Annotated in this window: 24 protein-coding genes; 8 read left to right on the top strand and 16 right to left on the bottom strand. The window is 63.9% G+C overall.

Annotation, left to right across the window (positions count from 1 at the left end; genetic code table 11):
- Window positions 1–117: 117 nt before the first annotated feature.
- Window positions 118–804, bottom strand: coding sequence for a pentapeptide repeat-containing protein (locus GCM43_RS00875; protein WP_152241628.1), 687 nt, complete (start codon window positions 802–804; stop codon window positions 118–120).
- A gap of 212 nt (window positions 805–1016) precedes the next feature.
- Here GCM43_RS00875 and alaC point away from each other — a divergent pair, with 212 nt between their 5' ends.
- The 8 genes from alaC (at window position 1017) to GCM43_RS00835 (ending at window position 9421) form a co-directional block, all read left to right on the top strand.
- Window positions 1017–2225, top strand: coding sequence for an alanine transaminase (gene alaC, locus GCM43_RS00870; RefSeq protein ID WP_152241627.1), 1209 nt, complete (start codon window positions 1017–1019; stop codon window positions 2223–2225).
- A gap of 299 nt (window positions 2226–2524) precedes the next feature.
- Window positions 2525–3325, top strand: coding sequence for an alpha/beta fold hydrolase (locus GCM43_RS00865; protein ID WP_152241626.1), 801 nt, complete (start codon window positions 2525–2527; stop codon window positions 3323–3325).
- Window positions 3326–3655: 330 nt separating this feature from the next.
- Window positions 3656–4063, top strand: a complete 408-nt coding sequence (locus GCM43_RS00860; protein WP_152241625.1) for a type II toxin-antitoxin system RelE/ParE family toxin — start codon at window positions 3656–3658, stop codon at window positions 4061–4063.
- Complete coding sequence (locus tag GCM43_RS00855) at window positions 4038–4370, top strand: helix-turn-helix domain-containing protein (protein ID WP_193315487.1); 333 nt, start codon at window positions 4038–4040, stop codon at window positions 4368–4370. Before GCM43_RS00860 ends, GCM43_RS00855 begins: the two co-directional genes overlap by 26 nt.
- A gap of 166 nt (window positions 4371–4536) precedes the next feature.
- Window positions 4537–5727 carry an acyl-CoA dehydrogenase family protein gene (locus tag GCM43_RS00850; protein ID WP_152241624.1) on the top strand — a complete coding sequence of 397 codons (1191 nt, stop codon included), beginning with the start codon at window positions 4537–4539 and terminating at the stop codon, window positions 5725–5727.
- 11 nt (window positions 5728–5738) lie between these two features.
- A complete protein-coding gene (locus tag GCM43_RS00845; protein ID WP_152241623.1) occupies window positions 5739–6884 on the top strand; it encodes an acyl-CoA dehydrogenase family protein in 1146 nt (381 codons plus the stop codon).
- Between the two features lie 23 nt (window positions 6885–6907).
- The gene (locus GCM43_RS00840) at window positions 6908–7363 is read left to right on the top strand and encodes a MaoC family dehydratase (protein WP_413770921.1); all 456 of its coding nucleotides are present in this window, start codon (window positions 6908–6910) and stop codon (window positions 7361–7363) included.
- 66 nt (window positions 7364–7429) lie between these two features.
- Window positions 7430–9421, top strand: a complete 1992-nt coding sequence (locus tag GCM43_RS00835; protein ID WP_193315486.1) for a hybrid sensor histidine kinase/response regulator — start codon at window positions 7430–7432, stop codon at window positions 9419–9421.
- 61 nt (window positions 9422–9482) lie between these two features.
- Here GCM43_RS00835 and GCM43_RS00830 read toward each other — a convergent pair whose 3' ends face one another.
- The 15 genes from GCM43_RS00830 to GCM43_RS00760 all read right to left on the bottom strand — a co-directional run bounded on the left by GCM43_RS00830 (window position 9483) and on the right by GCM43_RS00760 (window position 24423).
- Entirely contained in the window at window positions 9483–9986 is a 504-nt protein-coding gene (locus GCM43_RS00830; protein ID WP_152241620.1) for a hemerythrin domain-containing protein, read from the bottom strand.
- A 114-nt stretch (window positions 9987–10100) separates the two neighbouring features.
- Window positions 10101–10673: a prepilin-type N-terminal cleavage/methylation domain-containing protein gene (locus GCM43_RS00825; protein ID WP_152241619.1), complete on the bottom strand. Its 573-nt coding sequence runs from the start codon at window positions 10671–10673 to the stop codon at window positions 10101–10103.
- Window positions 10674–10724: 51 nt separating this feature from the next.
- A complete protein-coding gene (locus GCM43_RS00820; RefSeq protein WP_152241618.1) occupies window positions 10725–11456 on the bottom strand; it encodes a hypothetical protein in 732 nt (243 codons plus the stop codon).
- Entirely contained in the window at window positions 11453–12223 is a 771-nt protein-coding gene (locus tag GCM43_RS00815; RefSeq protein WP_152241617.1) for an ABC transporter permease, read from the bottom strand. Before GCM43_RS00815 ends, GCM43_RS00820 begins: the two co-directional genes overlap by 4 nt.
- A complete protein-coding gene (locus GCM43_RS00810; RefSeq protein WP_152241616.1) occupies window positions 12223–12930 on the bottom strand; it encodes a prepilin-type N-terminal cleavage/methylation domain-containing protein in 708 nt (235 codons plus the stop codon). The genes GCM43_RS00815 and GCM43_RS00810 overlap by 1 nt, the downstream gene beginning before the upstream one ends.
- Complete coding sequence (locus GCM43_RS00805) at window positions 12927–13637, bottom strand: hypothetical protein (protein WP_152242001.1); 711 nt, start codon at window positions 13635–13637, stop codon at window positions 12927–12929. Before GCM43_RS00805 ends, GCM43_RS00810 begins: the two co-directional genes overlap by 4 nt.
- Window positions 13637–14071, bottom strand: coding sequence for a hypothetical protein (locus GCM43_RS00800; protein WP_152241615.1), 435 nt, complete (start codon window positions 14069–14071; stop codon window positions 13637–13639). The genes GCM43_RS00805 and GCM43_RS00800 overlap by 1 nt, the downstream gene beginning before the upstream one ends.
- A 17-nt stretch (window positions 14072–14088) precedes the next feature.
- Complete coding sequence (locus GCM43_RS00795) at window positions 14089–14772, bottom strand: hypothetical protein (RefSeq protein WP_152241614.1); 684 nt, start codon at window positions 14770–14772, stop codon at window positions 14089–14091.
- Window positions 14769–16334: a hypothetical protein gene (locus GCM43_RS00790; RefSeq protein ID WP_152241613.1), complete on the bottom strand. Its 1566-nt coding sequence runs from the start codon at window positions 16332–16334 to the stop codon at window positions 14769–14771. Before GCM43_RS00790 ends, GCM43_RS00795 begins: the two co-directional genes overlap by 4 nt.
- A 7-nt stretch (window positions 16335–16341) precedes the next feature.
- Entirely contained in the window at window positions 16342–17547 is a 1206-nt protein-coding gene (locus GCM43_RS00785; RefSeq protein ID WP_152241612.1) for a type II secretion system F family protein, read from the bottom strand.
- Window positions 17547–19250, bottom strand: coding sequence for a GspE/PulE family protein (locus tag GCM43_RS00780; protein WP_152241611.1), 1704 nt, complete (start codon window positions 19248–19250; stop codon window positions 17547–17549). Before GCM43_RS00780 ends, GCM43_RS00785 begins: the two co-directional genes overlap by 1 nt.
- A 16-nt stretch (window positions 19251–19266) precedes the next feature.
- The gene (locus GCM43_RS00775; RefSeq protein WP_226929257.1) at window positions 19267–20676 is read right to left on the bottom strand and encodes a tetratricopeptide repeat protein; all 1410 of its coding nucleotides are present in this window, start codon (window positions 20674–20676) and stop codon (window positions 19267–19269) included.
- Entirely contained in the window at window positions 20673–22592 is a 1920-nt protein-coding gene (mshL, locus tag GCM43_RS00770) for a pilus (MSHA type) biogenesis protein MshL (RefSeq protein WP_193315485.1), read from the bottom strand. The genes GCM43_RS00775 and mshL overlap by 4 nt, the downstream gene beginning before the upstream one ends.
- Window positions 22593–22789: 197 nt before the next feature.
- On the bottom strand, window positions 22790–23683 hold the full coding sequence (locus GCM43_RS00765) for an ExeA family protein (RefSeq protein ID WP_152241610.1): 894 nt from the start codon (window positions 23681–23683) through the stop codon (window positions 22790–22792).
- Window positions 23680–24423 (bottom strand): ABC transporter ATP-binding protein, encoded by a 744-nt coding sequence (locus tag GCM43_RS00760; RefSeq protein ID WP_226929256.1) that lies wholly within the window; start codon window positions 24421–24423, stop codon window positions 23680–23682. The genes GCM43_RS00765 and GCM43_RS00760 overlap by 4 nt, the downstream gene beginning before the upstream one ends.
- Window positions 24424–24571: the final 148 nt, after the last annotated feature.

Here is a 24571-nt window from a genome sequence, read left to right as displayed (position 1 = left end):
TATGGCGCGATGCAGCATGATTACACCTGTCTCCTCTAACTCCTCACCGGAATTAGATTCAGCCCGCTGCTATAGCGGGCTTTTTTTTGCCTGTCGCAATAGCGGAGCGGCTGGCGGTCAGGCCACCACCAGTCCCAGCTGGCGCACCAGCATGGCGGCCTGGGCGTGGGTGATCACGGCGCCCTTGAATAGTGCCGCCTCGCCCAGCTTGACGCCGTCGATATCGGTGCCGCGCAGGTCGGCGTCCTGGAATTTGGCCAGTTTCAAGGTGGCGTTGCGCAGGCTGCCGCCTTCGAATACGGCTTCGCGAAAGTCGCAGCCGGCCAGGTAGGCGTCGGAGAAATCAAGTTCTTTGAGCACGGCCTTGCGAAACGAGAAGCCGCGCAGGTCGGCGCCCACCAGCAGGCTGTCTTCAAAGCTGATGCCCAGATGCGCCACTTCCTCGAACGAAGCGCCGGTCAGCTTGCAGCCGCGAAAGCTGCTTGAGGCCAGGCGCGCGCGGCGCCAGGTGGTGTTGTTGAGGTCGCAGCCGTCAAAGCGGGCGTCGACCGCGTCCACCGATTCAAACTCGGCACTGCCAGCGCGGCAGCGGCGCCAGCTGCTTCGCGCCAGTTGGCTGCCGAACAGATTGGCGTCGTGGAAGGTGCAGCGCTCGAAGGTGCAGTTTTGCAAATCCAGGCGCGACAGGTCGGCGCCGTCAAAGCTGCAGCCGATAAAGCGATTGACTGCCTGTGCCAGCAGCGCTTCCAGTTCTGTGCGTCCGAGCGTGCGTTCTTCTACGCTCTGGTCGTTCTCTAATGCCATGCTTGGTATTCCTTGTAAAGGGCAGGGCGGCGAGAGCGTAGCGCACGCGCGCCGCCCGGCCGGTGTGCCAGCCAACGTGCTCACCTTGGCCGGCGGCCATTGTAGCGCAGCACCCTTGCTAGCGCCACGATGGCCGGGTTAGTATGGTTGCAGGTGCACCCATTGCGCCAACGTCGCTCGGACGGATCCGGGCGCTTACGTAAAGACTGATCATGACCGAAACCCAAGCTCCGCGCAGCTTTTCGCGCATCAATCGCCTTCCCCCTTATGTGTTCAATATCACTGCCGAGCTGAAAATGGCGGCGCGCCGCCGTGGCGAAGATATTATCGACATGTCGATGGGCAACCCCGATGGCGCGACGCCATCCCATATCGTCGACAAGCTGATCGATACCGTCAAGCGGCCCGATACGCACGGCTATTCGGCCTCCAAGGGCATACCCCGCCTGCGCCGCGCAATTGCGCACTGGTACAAGGCGCGCTACGAGGTCGAGATCGATCCCGACAGCGAAGCGATCGTCACCATCGGCTCGAAAGAGGGACTGGCCCACCTGATGCTGGCCACGCTCGACCGTGGCGACACGGTACTGGTGCCCAACCCCAGCTATCCGATCCATATCTGGGGTGCGGTGATTGCCGGCGCCGATATCCGTTCGGTGCGCATGGGCCCTGGCGTGGACTTTTTTGCCGAGATCGAGCGGGCCATCCGTGAAAGCTATCCCAAGCCCAAGATGATGGTGCTGGGCTTTCCGTCCAACCCGACCGCGCAATGCGTGGAACTGGAGTTTTTCGAGCGCGTGGTGGCGCTGGCCAAACAGCACAATATCCTGGTGGTGCATGACCTGGCTTACGCCGACATTACCTTTGACGGCTGGAAGGCGCCATCGATCATGCAGGTGCCGGGCGCGCGCGATGTCGCCGTCGAGTTCTTTACCATGTCGAAAAGCTACAACATGGCCGGCTGGCGCATCGGCTTTATGGTCGGCAACGCCGAACTGGTGGCGGCGCTGGCGCGCATCAAAAGCTATCACGACTACGGCAGCTTTACGCCGGTGCAGGTAGCGGCGATTGCCGCGCTGGAAGGCGACCAGAGCTGCGTAACGGAAATTTGCGCGCAGTACCAGAAACGCCGCGACGTGCTGGTCAAAGGCTTGCACGAAGCGGGCTGGATGGTGGAAAAGCCAAAGGCCTCGATGTATATCTGGGCGCATATCCCCGAAGCCTATCGCCACCTCGGTTCGCTGGAGTTTGCCAAGTTGCTGCTGGAAAAAGCGCGTGTCAGCGTGTCGCCCGGTATCGGCTTTGGCGAATATGGCGATGAATATGTGCGTTTTGCACTGATCGAGAACGAGGCGAGGGTGCGCCAGGCGCTGCGCGGCATCAAGGCCATGCTGAAGGACCCTGCGCCTGCCATAAAATAATGCTGTGTGGCATCATGCATTGCCACCATTATCACGCTCACGCATGACCTATATCATCAATATAAAGTGGTTTTATGTGTTGCGATGCGGCATGATGCTTCTGTCTCCTCTACTTCCTCACAGGAAATAGATTCAGCCCGCTAACTTAGCGGGCTTTTTTTTGCTTGTTGAAATGGCGTCCTTGTCTTTTGATCAGGATATTGCCATGCCGCATGATGGGCGCGCAGTACCGTGCGCCCCACTAAGATGGTTGTATGCCTGCAAAACAGGTTCTTCCCACATCTTAGCCAAGGATCATCATGAACGTACTGAACAATCCATTTCGCATCGCCGCCCTGATTGGCAGCCTGTTTGCCGGCGTGGTACCAGTCAGCCAGGCGGCAGCGGCCCCTGCCAAGCCGACCATTATCCTGGTGCATGGTGCGTTTGCCGATTCGTCGAGCTGGGATGGCGTCAGCGCCCGTCTTGAAAAGGCCGGCTACACCGTGATCGGCGCGGCCAACCACCTGCGCAGCGTGAAAAGCGATGCCGCCTCGGTGGCCAGCGTGGTCAAGAGTGTGTCCGGTTCGGTGATCCTGGTGGGCCATTCTTATGGCGGTTCGGTCATCAGTGAGGCTGCCGAAGGCGCCGGCAACGTCAAGGGCCTGGTCTATGTGGCGGCGTTTGCGCCGGAAGCGGGCGAGACTGCTGCCGGCCTGTCGGGCAAGTTTCCTGGCGGTACGCTGGGTGCGGCGCTGTCCAAGCCTGTACCGCTGGGCAATGGCAGCAATGACTTGTATATCGAGCAGGCCAAGTTCCACGATCAGTTTGCCGCTGACGTGCCAGCCGACAAGGCCCGCCTGATGGCCGTCGGCCAGCGTCCGATTACCGATGCGGCCCTGAACGAAGCGTCGACGGCGCCGGCCTGGAAAACCATTCCATCGTGGTTTGTGTATGGCGCGGCCGACAAGAATATTCCGCCGGCAGTGCAGGATTTCATGGCCAAGCGTGCCAAGGCCAAAGATATCGTGGTCGTGAAGGGCGCTTCACACGTGGTAATGGTGTCGCATCCTGACGTCGTGGCCAAGTTGATCGAAGACGCTGCGCGCAGCATCAAGTAAGCAGATGACAGCAATATGACAAGATATAGCCACAGGCTATTTCTCTCATCACAACATGCAATTGGCAAGCTTTGCTGCAATGCGCCATAATTGATTCGTCTCCTCTACTTCCTCACAGGAATTAGATTCAGCCCGCTCCCACAGCGGGCTTTTTTTTGCGCTCGATTTGTCCGTAGCGCTTTTCATGGCCAGCCTGCCTCTGGCGAAATATTGATTTACTTCCCTGTGCTCTATGGAACCCCTTGGCACAATCAGGCATGCGCCACGCATTTGCATGTGTATTTACAGTGCAAACTATCGCACCTTGTGCTATGATTTTTGAGGCAAACAATGAATCAGAAAAGAGTATTCAAAACAAAAACGTTTGCACGCTGGGCCAGGAAGGTGCTGAACGACGAATTGCTTTGCAAGGCGGCAAGCGAGATTGAGCGGGGCGAATTCGAGGCCGATCTGGGTCAGGGTGTTTGCAAGAAACGCATCGCCTTGCCGGGGCAAGGGAAAAGCGGCTCGGCCCGCTCGCTGGTGGCGAAACAGCATGCCTCGGCAATTTTTTTTCTTGCAGGGCGGGAAAAGAGTGATCCGGGAAAGGATTTTTCTTCCAAGGAAGAAGAGGCGGCCAAACTGGTGGGCAAGGCATTGCAGGGGGCAACAGCTGCAAAGCTTGATGCCATGAAGATGGATGGACTATTAACGGAAATTTGTGGAGATTGCCATGAGCAACAAAACTACGGCCGATAGCCGCGTGCTGCAAGAGTTGCTGGAAACGGCAGCTGATCTGAGCGCCTATGGCCTGGTGTCGAAGATCGATATGGCGCGCATGAATATGCTGTGCGAGGCGCCGCCCGAGTATTCGCCCCAGCGCGTGGTGGCCATACGCACAGAGGTCGCGAGAATGAGCCAGCAGGTGTTTGCGTCCATGCTCAATGTGAGCGTGTCTACAGTGCAGAAGTGGGAGTCCCCAGCTGCCGAGAAGCGTCCGAGCGGCGCTGCGGCAAAGCTGCTGCAGTTGGTCGAGAAAAAAGGCATTGAAGCGGTTCTCGCCTGAGCTTGTGTGCCAGGCATGTACACCAGGCCTGGCGAGTCTTTTGTGGCGCAGGCAATCGGGATGGCTGACTTCTGCAGTACAATCATCGTGAACGGTCGTGCTATTTTTGTGCGCTTGAGCCTTCTGCGCGCGGTAGTGCGGCGTCACAAGAACAGGAGACCAGACCATGAACCTGCATTACAGCGCAGAGGAAAACGTGTTTCGCGACACCGTGCGCGCTTTTCTCGACACCCATCTGCCGCCCGAACTGCAGCGCAAGGTGCGCCTGCACCTGCGCCTGGCGCGCGAAGATTATGTACGCTGGCACAAGATCGTTGCCGCACAAGGATGGGCCGCACCGGGCTGGCCGGTGGAGTTCGGCGGCACCGGCTGGAGCGCGGTGCAGCGCCATATCTGGGAAGACGAATGCGCGCGCGCCGCCACGCCGCCGATCCTGCCGTTCGGCGTCAATATGGTGGCGCCCGTCATCATGGCCTTCGGCAGCGAGCAGCAAAAAGCCCATTATCTGCCGCGCATTCTCAATTGCGACGACTGGTGGTGCCAGGGTTATTCCGAGCCGGGCGCCGGCTCCGATCTGGCCTCGTTGAAAACCACCGCAGTGCGCGACGGCGATCATTACATCGTCAACGGCCAGAAGACCTGGACCACGCTGGCCCAGCATGCCGACATGATCTTCTGCCTCGTGCGCACCGACAGCAGCGTGCGCAAGCAGCAAGGCATCAGCTTTCTGCTGATCGATATGAAAACACCCGGCGTCACGGTGCGCCCGATTATCATGCTTGACGAAGACCACGAGGTCAATGAAGTCTTCTTTGACAATGTGCGCGTGCCGGTGGCCAACCTGGTGGGCCAGGAAAACCGCGGCTGGACTTACGCCAAATACCTGCTGGGCCACGAGCGCACCGGCATTGCCGCCGTGGGCCGCTCGAAGCGCGAACTGGCGTTCCTCAAGCAACTGACCATGCAGCAGCAAAAACGCGGCCAGCCGCTGCTGCGCGATCCGGCCTTTGCGGCAAAAGTGGCGGGCGTGGAAATTGAACTGATGGCGCTGGAAATGACGGTGTTGCGCGTGGTCAGCGAGGAGAACAAGGGACCGGGGCCGCAGGCGTCGATGCTCAAGGTGCGCGGCTCGGAAATCCAGCAGCAGTTGACCGAACTGATGGTCGAAGCCATCGGCCCGCAGGCCTTGCCATTCGATCCCGCCTATCTCGACGGCGATGCGCAGTACGCTGCTGCAGGCGACGACCTCGCCGCACCGCTGGCCGCGTATTACTTCAATTACCGCAAGACCTCGATCTATGGCGGCTCGAACGAAATCCAGAAAAACATCATCACGCAGATGATCCTGGGCCTGTAAGGAGATACAGCATGGACTTCACCCTCAATCAGGACCAGCAGCAACTGGCCGACGCGCTGCGGCGCTGGCTCGACAAGGAGTATGCATTCGAGCGCCGCCGCGCCATCGTGCATTCCGATAGCGGCGTGTCGCACGAGGCCTGGGACGGCCTGGTCGAACTGGGCCTGACCGCCTTGCCGCTGCCGGGCGAGGCGGGCGGCTTCGATGGTACGGCGGCCGACCTGCTGCCGGTGATGCAGGCGCTGGGCCGCGCGCTGCTGGTCGAGCCGTATTTCGCCACCATCTGGGGCGCGCGTTTCCTGGCGCTGGGCGGGCGTCACTTGTCGCAGCTCGAACAGGTGGCGCAGGGCAGCCTGCGCCTGGCCTGCGCACTGGGCGAACGCCAGGCGCGCCACGACTTGCACGATATCGTGACCACCGCTGTTGCCAATGGCGAAGGCTTCGTGCTCGACGGCGAAAAAACCGTGGTGCTGCATGGCGCCCAGGCCGGTGCCTTGATCGTCTCGGCGCGCAGCGGCGGCGGCCAGTATGACCAGGATGGCATTTCGCTGTTCCTGGTGCCGACCGACGCGCCGGGCGTCACGCTGCGCGACTATCGCACCATCGACGGCCAGCGCGCCGCCACTGTCACGCTGGTGCAGGTGGTGCTGGGCGGCGAGGCGCTGATCGGGCAGGCGGGGCAGGGCTGGCCGCTGCTCGACGCCGCCGCCGATTACGCCACTGCCTTGTTGTGCGCCGAAGCGGTGGGCGCCATGGAGGCGCTGTTCGAAGCCACGCTCGATTATCTGAAAACGCGCCAGCAGTTCGGCGCACCGATCGGCCAGTTCCAGGCGCTGCAGCACCGCATGGCCGACGTGTTTATCCACCTGGAGCAGGCGCGTTCGATGGCGATGCTCGCTGTCGCACAGGCCGACAGCGCAGAGGCGCAGGAGCGGCGGCGCGCCGTTTCGGCCGCCAAGGCGCGCGTCAGCCAGGCCGCCACTTTTGTCGGCCAGCAGGCGGTGCAGCTGCACGGCGGCATGGGCGTGACCGATGAACTGCCCGCGTCTCACCATTTCAAGCGCCTGTCAATGATTGCGCTGACCCTGGGCGACGCGCAGCACCATCTGGAGCGCTTTGTCGCCCAGCCAGGCTTTCTGCCGGCGGAGGGCGCATGAGCGACGATGCCATCGTGCTCGCCGTGCGCGAGATCGCCGGCGTGGCCGGCTTGCGGCAGCTGACTGGTCAGCATGTGGCGCTGTCGCGCTGGTTCGATATCACCCAGCAGCGCGTCGATACCTTTGCCGATGCCACCGAAGACCATCAATGGATCCATGTCGACGCCGAACGCAGCGAACGCGAGTCGCCGTTCGGCGCCACGGTAGCGCATGGCTTTCTGACGCTGTCGCTGCTGCCGGCCATGTTGGGCAGTGCGCTGCACCTGGCCGGTATCCGCATGGCCGTCAATTATGGCCTGAACAAGGTGCGTTTTCCGGCCCCGGTGCCGGTCGGCAGCCGGCTGCGTGCGCGGCTCGATATCGTGGCGGTCGATGATGCGCCGGCAGGTGCGCAGGTGACCTGGGCCGTGACCGTCGAGCGCGAAGGCGACAGCAAACCGGTGTGCGTGGCCGAGTTTCTGATGCGCTGTTATCCGTAGCGCTGGCAGTTGGTGGGCGATGCTAGAATGGCAGCGTTGCCCATGCCACCTCTTGCTGCCCCTTTGATGACTGTTGATACCGCCCTGGTCGTACAGGCGCTGCCGTTCGCGCTGCTCATTCTCGACACCTCGCCCGACTTCGTGATCCTGCACGGCTCGGATGAGTATATGGCTGCCACCTGCACCACGCGCAGCGAAATTATCGGCCGGCCCATGTTCGAGATTTTTCCGGCCGAGTCGGAGCTTGCCGATGGCCCGGCGCGTCTGCGTGCATCGCTTGAAGAGGTGGTGCGCACGCGGCGAATGCACACCATGGATCTGCAGCGCTACGATGTGCCGGACCGTCAGCACGGCGGCTTTATCGTCAAATACTGGCTGCCGACCAATCTGCCGGTACTCGATGGCGATGGCCAGGTACGCGCCATCGTGCACCGCGCCTATGACATGACGGCGCTGGTGGATGAAACGGCCTTGCCTGCCGGTGATATCTCGGCCCATGTCAAGCGCTCGTTCGAGGACTTGCGCCAGGTGATTGAAGTGGTCAAGGAAGGCGAGCGGCGGCGCAGCGCTGCCGAGGCGCGCGCCGCCGAGGCCGGCGAACGGCTGGAACTGGCGGCGCAGGCCGGCGAACTCGGTACATTTTATTGTCCACTGCCACTCGACAAAATCTACTGGAACGACAAATGCAAGGAGCATTTTTTCGTGGCCGAAGACGCCGAGATCGATAGCGAGCTGTTCTACCAATACATTCATCCTGACGACCGTGAGCATACGCGCCTGGCCGTCGAGGCCAGCGTGCATAATCGGCAAACCTACGATGTGGAATACCGCGTGCTGGCGCCGGACGGACGACAGCGCTGGCTGCGTGCCAAGGGCCGCACCTATTTCGACCGTGCCGGCCAGCCGACCCGTTTTGACGGCATCACCATCGATATCAGTGCGCAGAAACAGGTCGAGGCCGAGCTGGCGCAGAGCAACCAGCAGAAAGACGATTTCCTGGCCATGCTGGCGCACGAGCTGCGCAATCCGCTGGCGCCGATCAGCGCGGCGGCCGATCTGCTGAACCTGGCCAGCCATGATACGGTGCGGGTCAAGCGCATGAGCGAGGTGCTGGGCCGCCAGGCGCGTCATATGACGGCCATGCTGGACGACCTGCTCGATGTCTCGCGCGTGACGCGCGGCATCGTGGCGCTGAAAAGAGATGCGCTCGATTTCAAGCTGGTGCTGGCGTCCGCGCTCGAGCAGGCCGGTCCCCTGATCGCGCAGCGCGGCCACCAGGTGCAGCGCGTGGTGACGCAGGACAGCACGCTGATGCTGGGCGATGAAAAGCGGCTGGTGCAGGTGCTGGTCAACCTGCTCAACAATGCCGCCAAATATACGCCACCCAACGGCCGGATCACCATTTCGCTGTCGGTCGACAGGGACATGCTGGCGCTGTCGGTAGCCGACAACGGCGTGGGCATCGCGGCGCGGCTGCTACCGCGCATATTCGACCTGTTCGTGCAGGCGGAGCGCACGCCCGATCGCGCCCAGGGCGGCCTGGGACTGGGGCTGGCGCTGGTGCGCAGCCTGGTCGAACTGCATGGGGGACGCGTTGCCGCCGACAGCCCGGGCGAGCACGAAGGTGCCACGTTTACCGTCTGGCTGCCGCGCCATGCCGGCGAGGAAATACATGCCATACCGGGGCAGCAGCGCGTTCTGCGCAGCAAGCGCGCCTTGCGCATCGTGGTGGTCGACGATAATGTCGATGCAGCCTGGACGCTGGCCAGCTGTCTCCGCTCGATGGGACACGAGGTGCGCGAACTGCACGATCCGCTGGCGGCGCTGGCCTTGCCGGACGCGCCGGACGTGTTTCTGCTCGATATCGGCATGCCGAAAATGGACGGGCGCGAACTGGCGCGCCAGCTGCGCCACCAGCCGCATATGGCCGGCGCACGGCTGGTGGCAGTGACCGGCTACGCCAGTCAGGGTGATGAGGCCGGGGCAGCACCATTTGACAGCTATCTGGTCAAGCCGGTTGACTTTGCCGCCTTGCTCGATGTGCTGGACCGGATTTGATTGATGCGTGGGTCGGATTACGGCCCCAAAGGGGCCGTAATCCGACCCACCGTCCACGCATTCAACCGGGCAGCACAACCTGCTTCTTGCGCTCGGCAATGGCTACTGCCATGGCCACCAGGTCCAGATCGCTGGCGCGCGCTTTCGGGAACATTTCCTGTTCTTCTTCCTTGACGTGGTGCTCGATCTGTTCCGACAACACGGTCACTTTGGCGTCGTACAGGTCGTCGCCCGGCTCCATGGACAGGATTTGCGCGATCAGGTCCTTGGCCGACGCATGTTCCACCGTGGCTTCATCGACCAGGTCTTCGCTGTCCTCGGCGTCGGCGCGCACGGCAGGGTAGAAGATTTCTTCTTCGGCCGTGGTGTGCTTGATCAGCTCATGGCAGATTTTGGTGGCCAGGGTTTTTTTCGCTTTCAGGGCGCGCTTGCCCAGGCCTTCGTACTGCTCGAACATGGCTTTGACTTCGGCGTGGTCGGCTTTTAGCAGGGCGACCGCATCATTGGCGGTCTCGGTGCGCTTGCGCTTGGCTGCTGTGCTGGCTGCTTGAGTATTGGCTGGCATGATGTGCTCCTGTAAACAATGATTAGGTGAAAATCATCATAGCTCCACAGTAAAGCAATGGCATCAGAAGTACGCGCAGTACTTTGTAGGATTTTGCCTAAGCTATCATCGACATCAGAAGAACACGGCCGTGCGCGCAATAATCGAACCGGTGTTGCCATAGGGCTGGGTCGCACGGATCGAGCCGGTGGTGGCCACGCCGTCATCGAGCTTGCTGTCGAGTTGCTCGGCATAGCTTTCGGGCAGGTTGTCGAAGCGGATGCCGTTGCCGGCGCGTCCCGCCACTTCATCGTTGTACAGATACACGGCGCCGCCCTGGGCGCTGGTCATGAACTGGCTGGTGCCGTTGTAGGAGCCGGTAATAAAGCCGCCCAGCGCCAGATGCTGCGGCGCCAGCGTGAATTCGCGCGGCTGGCCGTCGCCGATCTGGCCGTCGCCATTGCCGTTGCCGGCCGAATTGGGCACATGCAGCGTGCCCTGCAGATCGTCGCCGGGCAGGGCGCGAAATTTGTCCTGGTAGGCGTTGACGGCAGCGGTCAGCGAATTGCTTTGCTGGATAATGTTCTTGACCTTGGCGCTGTCGATCAGGCCCTGGCCCTTGAGCACGCCACCCAGCAGCAGGCCGATAATGACCAGCACGATGGCAATTTCAACCAGCGTAAAACCGTGTTGCGGGCGAGGCGGCATAAGATATTCCTTGAGTTGCGGTGGTGATAGTTTACTGTAATTGCCGGCGCCTCAGGGCGCCGGCCTGGCTGCCTGTGTCTTTTTGGCTGCCAGCGCGTCGAGCCGGCGCGCCATAAACGCCAGTTCGTTCGGATCGGTAATCTGGCCGCTGTCGATCAGGCCGCCCAGCACCAGCCGGGCGCTATCGAGCTGGTCCATGTCTTCCAGGATAAACGCATCCATCTGCCGCACCCAGGCCGGCACGCCCGGGCCGCTTGCATGCAGGCGCAATTCGCGCGCATAGCGGCGTGCCAGCGCCAGGTCATGCAGCTGGTGGCGGGCAGTCAGCGTCGCTTGCGCCATGGCCGGCCAGCGCCGTTGCGGATCGGCCGCAAAGCTGTCGGCGACAAAACGCAGCATGCGCCGCACACGCGCCGGATCGGCCACGCCGGCATAGACGCTGCCGGCGGCCACCAGCGCGTACTGGCTGCGCGGATCGAGCGCCTGCGCCGTTTCCAGCCAGCCGGCCAGGCGTTCGTAATCGAGCGCGCGCCATGGCAGGCTGATGCCAGGCTGGTCGTCGAACGCCTGCAGGTGCAGCAGCAGGCCGCGCGCCATGGCCAGCGGTTCACCCAGGCTGGCCAGGCGCGCGCCAGCCACGCTGGGCGCTGGCGGCAGCGCCTGTGCCTGCGGCGGCGCGCTGCGCTGTTCCTGCCGCCACAGCACTTGCAACAGCAGGCACAGGCCCAGCACCAGCCACAGCAGGCGCGGCACGGCCGCCAGCGGACGCAGGCCTGCACTCACGGCACACTCCGGCGGTAAAAGTCGCACAGTGCGGCCGCCGCCAGTAGCGCCACATAAATCGCCGTTTGCGCGGCCAGCGCTGCCAGCGCCGGCCAGTTGCCGCTGGCGTACAGCAGCCAGTCGCTGCGGGCAAACAGGTCGAGCCGCGGCAGCAGCAGCGCCAGCATATCGATACCGGCCGCCAGCGCCCGTTGCACAGCGCCGCCCGCACCGTGGCTACCATGGGCCAGCAGTTGCAGGCTGTCGATCACGCGCGCCAGCAGGTAAAAGCCGGCGCTGGCGGCCAGCGCCGGCAGTGCATTGTGCAAGCTGGCAGCGCATAGCAGGCTGAAGGTGGCGACGATCCACAGTTCGGCCAGCAGCGACAGGCTCCATAACAGGCTTTGCAGCGGTGCCGCCCACAGCAGCGTCAGGGCGCCGAACAGGATGGCCGGCAGTGCTGCCAGGGCGGCAAAGCCGGCCAGCTTGCCTAGCAGATAGGCCGCGCGCGGCAGCGGCAGGGCCAGCACCAGTTCCAGGCCCTTGTCGGCCGCCTCGCGCGCCATGCTGGTCACCACAAAGGCCATCAGCAGAAACACGCCGGCCAGGCGCAGCGAGGCGGCGACCAGCGCCGCTTCGGTGGCGGCGCTTTCAGTGAGCGCCAGTTGTCCGAGCAGCGCGGACAGGCCCAGCGCCGTGCACACGGCCAGCAGGCACAGCCATAAAAACTTGCCGCGCAGCGCCTCCTTGACGGTGTAGCGCGCGATCAGCAGCAGCGGCGCGGCCATCAGCGCGGCAGCCTTTGCGCCACGACCATCCTGTTGAACAGAATGCCAGGAACGATCCAGGTCACGATATCATCGAATTGGCCGCCGGGCTGGGCCGGGCCGCTTGCGGGGCGGCTGATAAAGATCGTCTCGCTGACAGCATTGCTGCGCTCGTCCACGTTATTGGCCTGCACACTTTGCTGGCGCTGGCCCTGTTCGCTGAAGGCGCCGTAGCCGTTCTTGCCGTGCGACATGATCATGGCCGGAATATCGTTCAGCCCGGTTGCCTGTACCAGCGCGCCGCCGTTGCGCGTGACGATGCTGATATCGCGCGGCGTGCTGAGGGCAAACAGCTGTTCGCTGTCGGCAAACGCCGGCGTGACGCTGTAGCGAAACAGATTGTTCCAGCTGTCGCTCTTGCGCAGCCCCAGCGTGGTCCACGGCAGGATGCCGCTGCGCTTTTCGCCGCGGCAGCGCGATCCCTGCCGGTCTTCCAGGCCGTTCAAGGCCGAGATGGCAGGGCAGGGCAGATAGCCGTAGCGCAGCGCAAAGCCGGTCAGCGCTTCTTTGGCTTCATCGAGCGCTTTTTGCGTGTCGGCCACCTTGCGCTGCTCCAGTTGCACCGACAGCGGCGTGACCAGGCCGCCGATCATGAGGCCCACCACCACCAGCACGATGGCGATTTCGATTAGTGAAAAACCGCGCTGGCGGCGTGATAAATAAGTCATGGCAAGGTGCGCGCAGCGCGCATGCGTTGATACAAAGTCGGCAGGGTAATCCACGCCAGCATATCGTCAAACGCACCGCCGGCAGTCTGATCGTTGGCGGTGGCGGGGCGGCTGACAAAGGTGCGGCTGGCGCTGTCGTTGTGGGCTTCGTCGAGGTTGCCGCGCGCCAGATTGGGCTGGCGCACGCCGCTGGCGGCCGTGCCAAAGTTGGCGCCGCCTTGCGAAAACAGTACCAGCGGCAGGCACTGCACGCTGACATCGCATTCCGCCTGGCCGGCCAGGAACCGCAGCGCCCCATCGGCGCCGCGCGTGCTGACCGTGCGGTTGGCCACCGCCGAGAACGAGACGATCGGCGCGCGTGTCATCTCCGGCGTCACGCTGTAGCGCAGCAGCCGCCCCCAGCCGTCGCTGCCGGCCACGCCCAGCGCCACCCACGGCACAAAGCCGCTGCACTGGGCGTCGTCGAGGCAGTCATCAAGGCGTTCGCGCCCGTCCAGCGCCGAGGCAGCTGGGCGCGGCAGGCGGCCGTTGCTGGCGGCAAAACCGAGCAGTGCTTCGCGCGCCTGCGCCAGTGTCGACAGCGTGCGCTGCTGGCGCACGGCCTCGGCCGTATTGCGGCCAAAGGCGTTGATCAGCAGCGATGCCACACCCAGTCCCAGCACCGCCACCAGCAGCAGCAGGGCTGCGCCTTGCTGGCGCGCGCGCATCAAGGCCGGCCTCCCGCTGCTTCGACTACCTGCCGGCGCAGCGGATCATAGCGCTGGCCGGGCCTGAGCAGCACGCTCTGGCCGTTCGACAATTGCAGCGTCAGCGTGCCGCCCTGCTCGGGAGCCAGCCGGTTATAGGGCTCCTGCTGCGCCTGCTCGGGAGCCAGCCGGTTATAGGGCTCCTGCTGCGCCTGCTGGTTCAGCCAGACGGTCGAGCGCCCGCTGCTGCGCTGTACCAGTCCGTTCAGTTCCACCGGCGGCGGTAGCGCAGCCGGTGCCGGAGCCGGGGCAGGGGGCGCGGCCAGCATTGCCTGCGGCTGGTCGGCTGCGTTGCGCCGGGCGTCGAGTTCGGCGCGCTGCGCGGGCGTGGAAAACAGCCGGCCCAGCGGCGCCGGGTTCTGCGCCTGCGCCAGCGCGGCGACAGACAGCAGCAACAGACATAGCCCGCGCCTCATGGCTGCACCCCGGCAGCGTCGGGCGTCTGGCCCAATGTCAGCCACAGCAGGCTGCAGTCGGCGCTCAGCATGGGCGCCGCTGCAGCGTCGTTGGCAATACTGCTGCCGCCGCTGTCACCGCCACTGCTGCGGCGGATCGCGCAATCGTGCACGGCGATATAGCCGGCGCGGCGCAAGTCGTTCAGGAAAGCCAACATATCGCCTTCATGCAGCAAGTCCATATGCAGCCGCATTTGACTGGCGCGCAACTGATACTGGCCCATGCTCAAAGGCAGCGGTACTTTCAGCGTCTGCTGGGCGCTGATTTCATAGCTGAGCGGCAGCAACTTGCGGCGCGCCTGGCTGCGCTGCATGGCGTCGATCCAGGCCAGGCGGTTTTCCTCGCCGATCAGGCCGCGCTGGCGCAGCGCTTCAAAGCGTGGCCCGTAAGTGCGTATTTCCTGCTTTTCCGTTTCCACCTGGTTGAACAGCGAGGCCGCCGCCGTGCGCGACCTTTGCGCCTGCTCCAGTTGCTGGGCCTGCTGCTGGCGATAGCTGCCGGTGACGCCCAGCAGCACCAGGCTGATGATCAGCGTGGCGGCAAAGCACAGCAGTGCGCGCCGCACCAGATGCAGTTCGCCCAGCCACAGCGGCAGCGCGCGCGTGGCCGGCGCCGGCTTTTTCATGCCGGGCGCGCTCATGGCCGCCACGCCAGCAGCACGGTGAAGCGCGCCGGCGTATCGGCTGCCGCCAGCGCGCTCTTGCCGGCCAGGGGAACGCTGGGGCGCAGGTCCAGCGGCGCTTCCTCGATCGCGACCGTCATGTGCGGCTGGCGCGCCAGTCGCTGTGCAAACGCGGTGACGGCCGACAGCGCGCTGCGATAGTCGTTGCGTGGCATGTCGACATCGAGTTCCACCCGCAGCGCCTGCGGCGGCGCAGCCGGAATGCCGGCCAGCGCGCTGTCGATGGCGCTGCCGGCAGCTTGGGACGGCGGCGCCTGCTGCATGCCGGCGCTGCGCGGCGGCGCTTCGCCGGCATGCCAGTGCAGCGAACTGAGCCTGACCTGCGGCGCCTGGTCGAGCGCGCTGCTGAGCATGACCAGCAACCGGCCCGGCTCGGGCGCCTGGGTGGCCAGCAAATGTTCCATCATGACGGCAGCTTTCATGTTCCGGGTTTTTTCGGGCGCTGGAGGCAGGCCGGCCATGACGTTGCGATAGCGCTGCTGGTAGGATGCCGCCTCCTGCTGCAGGCGCGCGCTGTCGCCGGCATCGTCGTAGCCGCCCAGCAGGTTGGCGACGCACCACAGCAGCGCCGAGGCGCCGATCAGTGCGCTGGCGCCGTACAGCGCCGTGCGCGCGCGCCGGAAATGATCATAGCGCGCCAGCGCGCCGGGCGGATAGTGGGATGGCGGCGGCTGCCTGCCCAGCAGGGTCAGCAGCAGCTGGTCGGCCAGCGCCGGCGTGGCGTGCAGGCCCACGCGTTCGCTGGCCGCCTGCATGTCGATAAAGTGATACGCCACTTCCACGCCGTTGTCGCACAGCAGTTCGAGCCTGGTGATCTGCTCGCCAGGGGCCACAATGACGGTATGGAGCACGTCGCCGCGTTCGAGCATGCGCGTGCTGGTCAGGAACTGGCGCGTTTTTTCCGTCTCCAGCGCGATATTGACGGCCACGCCGTCGAGTGCAATGGCCGCCGTCTGGCGTGAAAAGCGCAGCTGGCCGCCGTCGTAATAGCTTTGCCGCAGGCCGCCCGACTGCTGCGTGACCAGCAGCAGGTGTTCATGCGGCAGCGCCAGGCGCTGTACCAGCGCAATGCTGAGCAGGCTGGTCGAGTAGATGCCGGCCAGCGGCACCTGCAGATGCTCAATCGCCTCGGTCCACGGCTGCAGCAGGGCAGGGTTGGTCAGCGCAAAAAACAGCACCTGGTCATCGTGGCGGCCCGTGCTTTCGCGTCCCAGCATAGTGCTGCCGCGATAGGGCGTGTCGCGGTGCAGCTGCTGCTGGCGCCGCGCCAGCAGCGCGCGGCCAGCCTTGCCGCGCACATGCGGCAGCAGCTGGCGCTGGAAATCTTCCTCGATCAGGTCGGTCAGCAGATAAACCGGCGTGTCGCAGCGCTGTGCACCGGGTTCTTCCAGCCAGGCGGCAAACGCGTCGATGCCCTTGGCGCTGGCCTCGAAGTGCCGGCCGGGGCCCAGCGCGCCGTTGCGCCAGTCATAGGCGCACAGCGCGTCGCTGGTCAGGTAAAGCAGTTGTTTGCGCAACACGGCGGCCTCACGTCTTGATATTGCTGATGGTGTCGTAGATCGGCCCCAGCACCGACAACATGATCCAGCCCAGCAGCAGGCCCAGGATCACCGTCATGGCCGGCTCGATCATGGCCTGCACTTTTTCTATCAGCTCCTTCACTTCGCGGTTGTAGAAATAGCTGACATTGCGCAGCGCCGTATCGAGCGAGCCGGTAGCCTCGCCAACCTTGAGCATGCGGATCACCAGCGGTGGAAAAATGCCGGTCTGCTGGAACGCTGCGGTGACGCCCTGGCCTTCGCCGATCAGCTGCGCGGCGCGGCGCAGGCCGGCCGCCACCACGTGGTTGCCGGCAATGCCTTCGGACAGGCGGATACACTCGAGGATGGTAATGCCCGACGCATACATCAGCGCAAAAAAGGTGGCAAAGCGCGCCAGGATGATTTTATGCAGTACCGGCCCGATCAGCCACAGCCGCAGTTTCATGGCGTCAAACGCAAAGCGCGCCGCCTCGCTGCGTTTGAGCCAGGCGCGTGCGCCGGCAAAGCCGGCCAGCGGCAGGGCCAGCAGCAGATACCAGTAATCGATAAAGATATTCGACACCACGATCAGCACGCGTGTATGCAGCGGCAGTTCGCCGCCCATATTGCGGATAAACGCGGTCAGTTGTGGCACCAGATAGATCATCAGGAAGAACGTGACGGCGGCGACCACCAGTGCCACCACTACCGGGTACATCATGATCTTGCGCGTCTGCGAGGCGAGTTCATCTTGCCACTTGAGACTTTCCGACAGATTTTTAAAGACGTCGGCAATCTTGCCGCTCTGCTCGCCGGCGAGGATCAGGCTGGTAAAAGTAGCGTCGAAGATATCGCCATGCAAGGCCAGCGCCCCGGACAGCGGCAGGCCGCCTTCGATACTTTCGATCAGGTCGGTCACCACTTCGCGCAAGCGCGGATGGTCGGTGCTGTCGCGCAGGTCGTTCAACCCTTCCAGGATCGGCACGCCGGCGCCGGTCAGCTGCTCCATGTGAAAGCAGAAGTTGATCAGGTCGCGCCGGTGGATCACGCGCTTGCCCAGCAATACCAGATGTTGGCCGGTCACCTTGCAGTCGATCAGGTCGAGCTGCATGCGGTGCAGCCGCGCTTCCAGGTCAGGCACATTGGCCGCTTCCATGCTGCCCGGAATGACGGCGCCGGCAGCGTCCATGGCGCGGTAGACGTATTGCGCCATCAGGCCAACCTGTCCGTCAGGTCGACCACGCGCGCCACTTCTTCGAGCGTGGTGACGCCTTCGCGCACGCGGCGCAGGCCGTCGTCGACCAGCGCATGAAAGCCGCTGGCGCGCGCCGCGTTCTTCAGTTCGCGCATGGTGGCGCGCCGCGCCGTCATTTCATCGAGTTCGGGCGTCATTTTCAGCAGTTCCATAATCGCCAGGCGGCCCTTGTAGCCCTGATGCGCGCAGCGCTCGCAACCGACGGCATGGCAGACGGTAGCTGGCGCATCGTCCGCACCCAGGCCCAAGAGGCGCCGCTCGACCTCGTCGGCCAGCGTCGTCTCCTTGCAATGCGGACACAGCACGCGCACCAGGCGCTGGGCGATAATGCCGATGATATTGCCGGCCATAATATCGGGCAGGATGCCGATATCGAGCAGGCGCGTGAGCGAACCGATGGCCGAATTGGTATGCAGCGTGGAATAGACCTGATGGCCGGTCATGGCGGCGGCAAAGGCCATTTCGGCTGTTTCGCGGTCGCGGATTTCGCCGACCAGTATCACATCCGGGTCCTGGCGCATCATCGAGCGGATGCCGTCGGCAAAGCCGAGCTTGACCGATTCGTTGACCGAGGTCTGGCGTATCATGTTCATCGGATACTCGACCGGGTCTTCCAGCGTCATGATATTGATGCTTTCGGTATTGATATGGTTGATGATCGAGTACAGGGTGGTGGTCTTGCCGCTGCCGGTCGGCCCGGTCACCAGGATCACCCCGTCGGGGCGCGCGATCATCAGTTTCAACAGGTTCAGCTCGGTCTCGGCCAGGCCCAGCGCGTCCAGCGGCACGATGCCTTTCTGGCGGTCGAGCACGCGCAACACGAAGTTCTCGCCATGCGTGGTGGGCTGGGCCGAAGCGCGAAAGTCGATCTGCCGGCCGGAAAAGCGGATCGTGATGCGCCCGTCCTGCGGCGCGCGCGCCTCGGCGATATTCATGTTCGAGATCACCTTCAGGCGCACCGCCATGGCCGGCCAGTACGATTTGTGCAGGCTGCGGATCTGGCGCAGGATGCCGTCGATGCGGTAGCGGATGCGCAGGAACGACTGCTCCGGCTCGAAATGGATGTCCGAGGCGCCGTTTTGCACCGCGTCGGCCAGCAGCGCATCGATCAGGCGCACCATCGGCTGGCTGTATTCGTCGGACGGTGAAGCCATGCTCTGGTAATTGACTTCGCCCGTTTCAATCTCGTGCAAAATGCCGTCGATCGACAGCTCGAAACCGTAATACTGGTCGATCGCACGCGCAATATCGGATTCATTGACCAGCAGCGGCGTAATCGTAATGCCCTTGACCAGCATGGCGGCGATCTGGTCGAGCGCGACGATATTGCTGGTGTCGGCCATGGCCAGGATCAGATTGTCGCTGTGGCGCTCATACACGATAGGAAACACGCGATAGCGCTTGGCCACCTCCTTGGGAATCAGTTTCAAGGCGATGGCGTCCACCACCAGACTGGTCAGGTCGGCGCTTTCCTGCTTCAGGTTTTCGCTCAGCGCCTCGCGCACGGTGGCTTCCGTCACAAAGCCCAGCGTGATCAGCAACTTGCCCAGCGGCTCGCTGCTGCGCTTCTGCTCGATCAGCGCGATGCGCAGCTGGTCCTCGCTGATCACGCCTTTCTTGATCAGCAATTTGCCCAGGGGAAGTTTGGCTGGTTCTGCCATCGATGCGCTTCTTTTCTTATTGTTGACGCGTGATGATGATATCGGCTGCGCCGGTACCGGTATTGGCGCCGCCCAGCTCCTGCAGCCGGACCTGGGCGGCAGTGCGGTCAAACCCGGCCGGCGCAGCTTGCGCCAGGCTCAAGGCGCGCTGGTAATAGCTGGCGGCCAGGCGCGGCTGGTTCAGCCGGTCCAGTCCCACCGCCAGGTTGAAGGCGTAGTCGGGATTGTCCGGCACGGCGCTGTAGGCGCGGAAAAACTGCTGCTGGGCTTCGCTCCAGCGGCGCTGTTTGGCGTACACATTGCCCAGTGCAAACAAGACCGGGCCGCTGTCGGGCGTGCGTTCCAGGATGGCTTTCAGGCGCGCTTCGCTTTGCACCAGGTCGCCCTGGCGCAAGCCGACCAGGCCGGCCAGGGCCACGCCGTCATCGGGATTGAGTTCGAGCAGACGCACGTACAGGGCGGCCGCCTGCGCGCCTTGCTGCTCGCGCAGCGCCACCGTCGCCAGGCCGAGCAGGGCGTCGCGGTTGACCGGATCCTGCGCCAGCACGGCCTCGTACTGCTGGCGCGCCGGCGCCAGCTGGCCCGTGCTCAACGCCTGATAACCCTGCTGCACGCCGGGCGCCACCTGCAGCGCGGCGTCGTTGCGCATAACCTGTATATGACTGGCTGGCGGCGCCATCACCGGCGCCAGCGTCGGCGGCGCGGCCGGCGGCATCTGCGCCAACTGCGCCTGCACTGCCGCCTGCACCGCCGACTGGATCATTGCCTGCTGCTGCGCCAGCGAGGCGGCCGGCGCTTCTTCTTCGCGCAGCGCGGCGCTTTCCGGTTCCTGTGCGGGCTGGACCGGACCGTTGGTGGCCGGCAAAATCACCAGCGGTCCGGCGCCGGCCACAGTACCGGGCGCATCCGTCAACGGCATCGGCACGCCGGGCAGGCTGGCGCCGGCGCCCGGGCTGCTGGTGGCGCGCCAGTACCAATAGCCCATGGCCGCCACCACCAGTAGTAGCACGCTCAGCAGCACGGCCAGGCGCAACGTGGCCGGATCGATGCTGACGGCGCTGCGCGGCGGCGTGGTGCTGCGGCTGGCGCTGGCCGCGCGCGGTCTGGCTGCCGAGGTGCGTGGCGTTTCTGCCCGCGGCGTCTCAGTGCGCGGCGGCTCGGCGCCCGACGCTTCGGGCGCCGCAGCAGCTGACGGCGCCTGGTAGGGCGGCGCGGCTGGCGCGCCGTTCAGTGGTTCCAGGCTCAAGCCTGCCAGCGCCTGCGGCGGCGCGTCAGTTGCCGTGCGAGAGGACGGCAGCACAGTGTCGGCCGGCGCCAGTTCCAGCACCTGGTCATACGCCTCGGACGGCTTTTCCAGCTCGTCCTCGTGCAAGCTGGCCTGTTTGGCACGCTCGGCTTTCTTGAGCGCCTGCATCAGCAAACTCATGGCTGGCCTCCCTGTTGCGGGACCGGCTCCGCATATGGCTGGCTGTTGAGCGGTTTCTGGCCCGGCAGCAGATAGCGGTAGTCGCGGTAATCGCCTTCGATGCTGGCGTCCTTGACCACCACCGGGCGCATGAAGATTACCAGTTCGGTCTTGCTGCTGGTTTCATTACGGTAGGAAAACAGATTGCCCACCACCGGCAGGCTGGACAGTCCCGGCACGCCGTCTTTCAGATTGTCGATCGAGTCCTGCATCAGCCCGCCCATCACCGCCACCTGGCCGCTGCTGACCTTCATGATCGATTCGAGTTCGCGCGCCTGGATCACCGGCACCCGGCTTTGCACATTGGCCGTGGCCAGGGCCGGATTGGGGTCCTGCACATAGCCGACGATGCGGGTAATGGTCGGGCGCACATTGAGCGTGACTTCATCGCTGTCGGAAATCTGTGGCGTGACGCTCATCACAAAGCCGACCGGCACCGTTTCCAGTTTCGATTCATAGGTGGCCGGGGTGGTGACGGTGCCGGTCGAGCTGATCACGGCCGGCGTGACCTTGATGGTAAAGAACACGTTGTTGTCGACCACTTTGAGCATGGCGGTCTGGTTGTTGAGCACGCTGATTTTCGGGCTCGACAGCACTTTCACCTTGCCGAACGATTCAAGCAACTGGATGGTGGTGGAAAAACTGTCTTTCAGGTAGTTGAGCACGAAAATGCCGGGCGTGGTGCCGGGTGTAACGCCACTGGGCAGCGCCGGTGAGCCGACCTGCTGCTGGTTGAGACGCAAATTGCCGGTCAGGCGCGACCAGTTGATGCCCTGCTGGTATTCGTCGCTCAGGCGCACTTCCAGGATGGTGGCTTCGATCAGCACCTGGCGCTTGGCGCTGTGCAGCACCAGGTCGAGAAACTCTTTGACCTTTTCATGCTGGCGGCCGGTGGCGCGCACGGCGATCAGGCCGCCTTCCACGTTGACCACCACCGAAGACGATTCGCCCTTGTTGGCCAGCTTGGGCAGCGCCATGCCGTTGGCGTCGGTGGCACTGTTGTTCTGTATGGTGCCAGCCGGTTGGCCTGGCGCCTGGTAGCCCTGGCCGCCATATTGGCCTGGCGCCGCCACCGGATCGGGCGACATATAGCGCGTCGACGGCATGCCCGACACCGGCGCACTGGCGGCCGGCGACTGGAACTGCCCTTGGGGCTGCCCCTGGCCGGGCTGGCCTTGGGCTTGCAGGCCGGCAAGCTGCTGATTCAGCTGCGCCAGCGGGTCGGTCAGCTTGTCGTTGAGCGTGGTCTCGCGCAGCAGGTCGCGGATATTTTTTTCCAGGCTATACCAGAAGTTGTTTTCCGAGCGGTTGACCACCAGGCTGGTGGAATTGTTGTTGCCGTTGCCGCCGCCCTGCACCGGGTTGGCGGCGTTATTGCTGGCGCCGCCAGCGGTGGAAATCTGCGTGGCGATATTGACGCTGCTGTTGGTACTGCGCGCCATATTCACGTAATCGACCTTGTAGGTGCGCCATACCGGCGCGTCCGGCAACACCAAAAGGTTCTTGCCGTCGATTTCATAGCGCATGTCGACCTGCCTGCCGATGCGGTTGAGTAATTGCGGCAAGGTCTGGTTAAGCGCGTTAAGCGTGACCGTGCCTTCGATCTGGGGGTGGATGTCGACATTCATGCCGGCATCGCGCGCCAGCGCAAACAGCAGCGACTGCACCGGCACCTTGTGCACCGTCACGCTGTAGGTCTCCACTTTGGCGCCCGGCGTCGGCGCAGGCGCGCTCAGACTTTGCTGTACCGTGTCGGGAATCAGCCCGGCCGGACGCGGCGCCTCATTGATGTGTGCCGGCGACAGCGGCGTCTGGTGCGCGGCGCAGCCGGCCAGCATGGCACAGCAGGCCAGCAAAGGGAGAGGGTGGTTGTGCATGAAAAGAGTCGCCCTTGGAGTCGAGAGGTGCCTTTGCAATTTTAACCACCGTGCTGGTTAAAATGCAATCGTGCAAATGGCAACATCAGCGCTGCCCCGTGAAATAAAGCCGGCGGCTGCAACGCCGCACCGTGCAGCCCGGCAGGTTGAAATTTCCTTGTGGATATTTTATTTGTCGGGCTGCAATGTTGCATGGCTTAACGCCATAGCAGTGCCGCCAGGATCAGCCCCACTACTGCCAGCGCACAGGCCAGCCAAGTGCCGTGCCGTCTCGCTGGCCTGAACGCACTGTCGGCAATCGCCTGGCGCAGATGGCGCGCGCTGATCTGCTGCGCGTCGTCGGCATAGGCGGCCAGCAGCGCCTTGTCGGCCAGGATATTGACGCGCCGCACTGTGCCTTGCGAGGTGCGCGTCAGCAGCCATAGTGCGCCGAGTGAAAACGGCAGCGGCGCGTTGCGTCCGGCAGCGGCCAGACGGCATTGCAGATACTCGGGCAACAGGGCGGGCGGCAGGCGCGGCATGGCAAAGTGCTGGGTAATGCGTTCGTTGAACTGGCGCAGTTGCGGCAGCGCCAGCGTCTGGTCGAGTTCGGGCTGGCCGAACAGCACGATCTGCAGCAGCTTGTGGCTGGCCGTTTCCAGATTGGTTAGCAGGCGCAGCGCTTCAAGCGTGTCGACCGGCATGGCCTGCGCTTCCTCGGCCAGCAGCACCACCTGGCGCCCGCCAGCATGGCGCGCGATCAGTTCGGCGTGCAAGGCGCGCAGCACCACGTCGGCACGCTGGCCGTCGAGCTGCAGGCCCAGTTCGTCGCCGAGCGCCGCCATCACCTCGTCGGGACCCAGACGCGGGTTGAGCAGATACAGCACATCGATATGAGCCGGCAGGCGCGCGGCCAGCATGCGGCACAACATGGTCTTGCCGCTGCCTACTTCGCCGGACAGCTTGATGATGCCAGCGCCCTGTTCGACGGCATAGACCAGTGCCTCGAGCAGCGCGCCGCGCGTATTGCCGGCGTAGAAAAAGGCCGGATCGGGCGTGATGCCGAACGGCGCTGCCCGCAGTCCGAAATGGCGCAGGTAGAGCGCGCTCATGCAATGGCGTTCAGAAAAGCCTGTTCCAGGCTGGCGCCGGCCGCCCCACCGTGGCGGGCGCGGCACTGCGCGGGCGTGCCGGCAAAGGCGATGCGTCCGCCATGCAGGATGGCCATGCGGTCGCACAGTTCATCGATATCGGCCAGTGCATGCGAGGTCAGCAGCACGCCGCGTCCGGCCGCCTGCCATTGCCGTAAGGCGCCCTTGAACAGCGCGCGCGCCTTGGGGTCGAGCCCGCTCATCGGTTCGTCCAGCACCAGTTGCTGCTTGCCCGACAGCAGGCAGGCGGCCAGCCCCAGCTTTTGCATCATGCCCTTGGAATAGCTGCGGGCAGGGCGCAGCAAGGCGCCGGCATCGAGTTCGAGCAGGGCCAGCGTCTGCAGGACGAGCGCTTCCTGGTAGCGCACGCCATGCAGGCCCAGCAGATACTGCAGAACTTCGCGCCCTTGCAGGTAATACGGCGCCTGGAAACGCTCTGGCAGGAAGGCCAGCGGTGCGCGCGACGCGCTGCGGTGCTGCGGCTGGCCGAAGATGGCAATGTCGCCTGCCTCTGGCGTGCAGAAGTCGAGCAGGCAGTGCAGCAAGGTGGTCTTGCCGGCGCCGTTGATGCCGACCAGACCGAACAGTTCGCCAGGTCTGATATCGAGCGAGATACCGCCCAGCACCGGCCTGCCGGCCAGTTGTTTGTGTACGGCGTGAAAGCGGATGGCGCAGTCGCTCATGGGTACTTGATCAGTCATTGAACGCCATTATGGCCATGCGCTGGGCCAGGCCGCAAGCGTTTCTGCATCGCTTGACAAACAAGATGAAAATGCCAAGCAAGAATATATTTTCTTTAAGAAACAATGCGTTCTGGCATAAAATGCCGTAGGCGCAGTGGACGCCGCT

This window comes from Janthinobacterium aquaticum (assembly GCF_009208565.1).
Taxonomy (GTDB): Bacteria; Pseudomonadota; Gammaproteobacteria; order Burkholderiales; family Burkholderiaceae_D; genus Janthinobacterium.
This window is presented reverse-complemented; position numbering and strand designations above follow the sequence as displayed.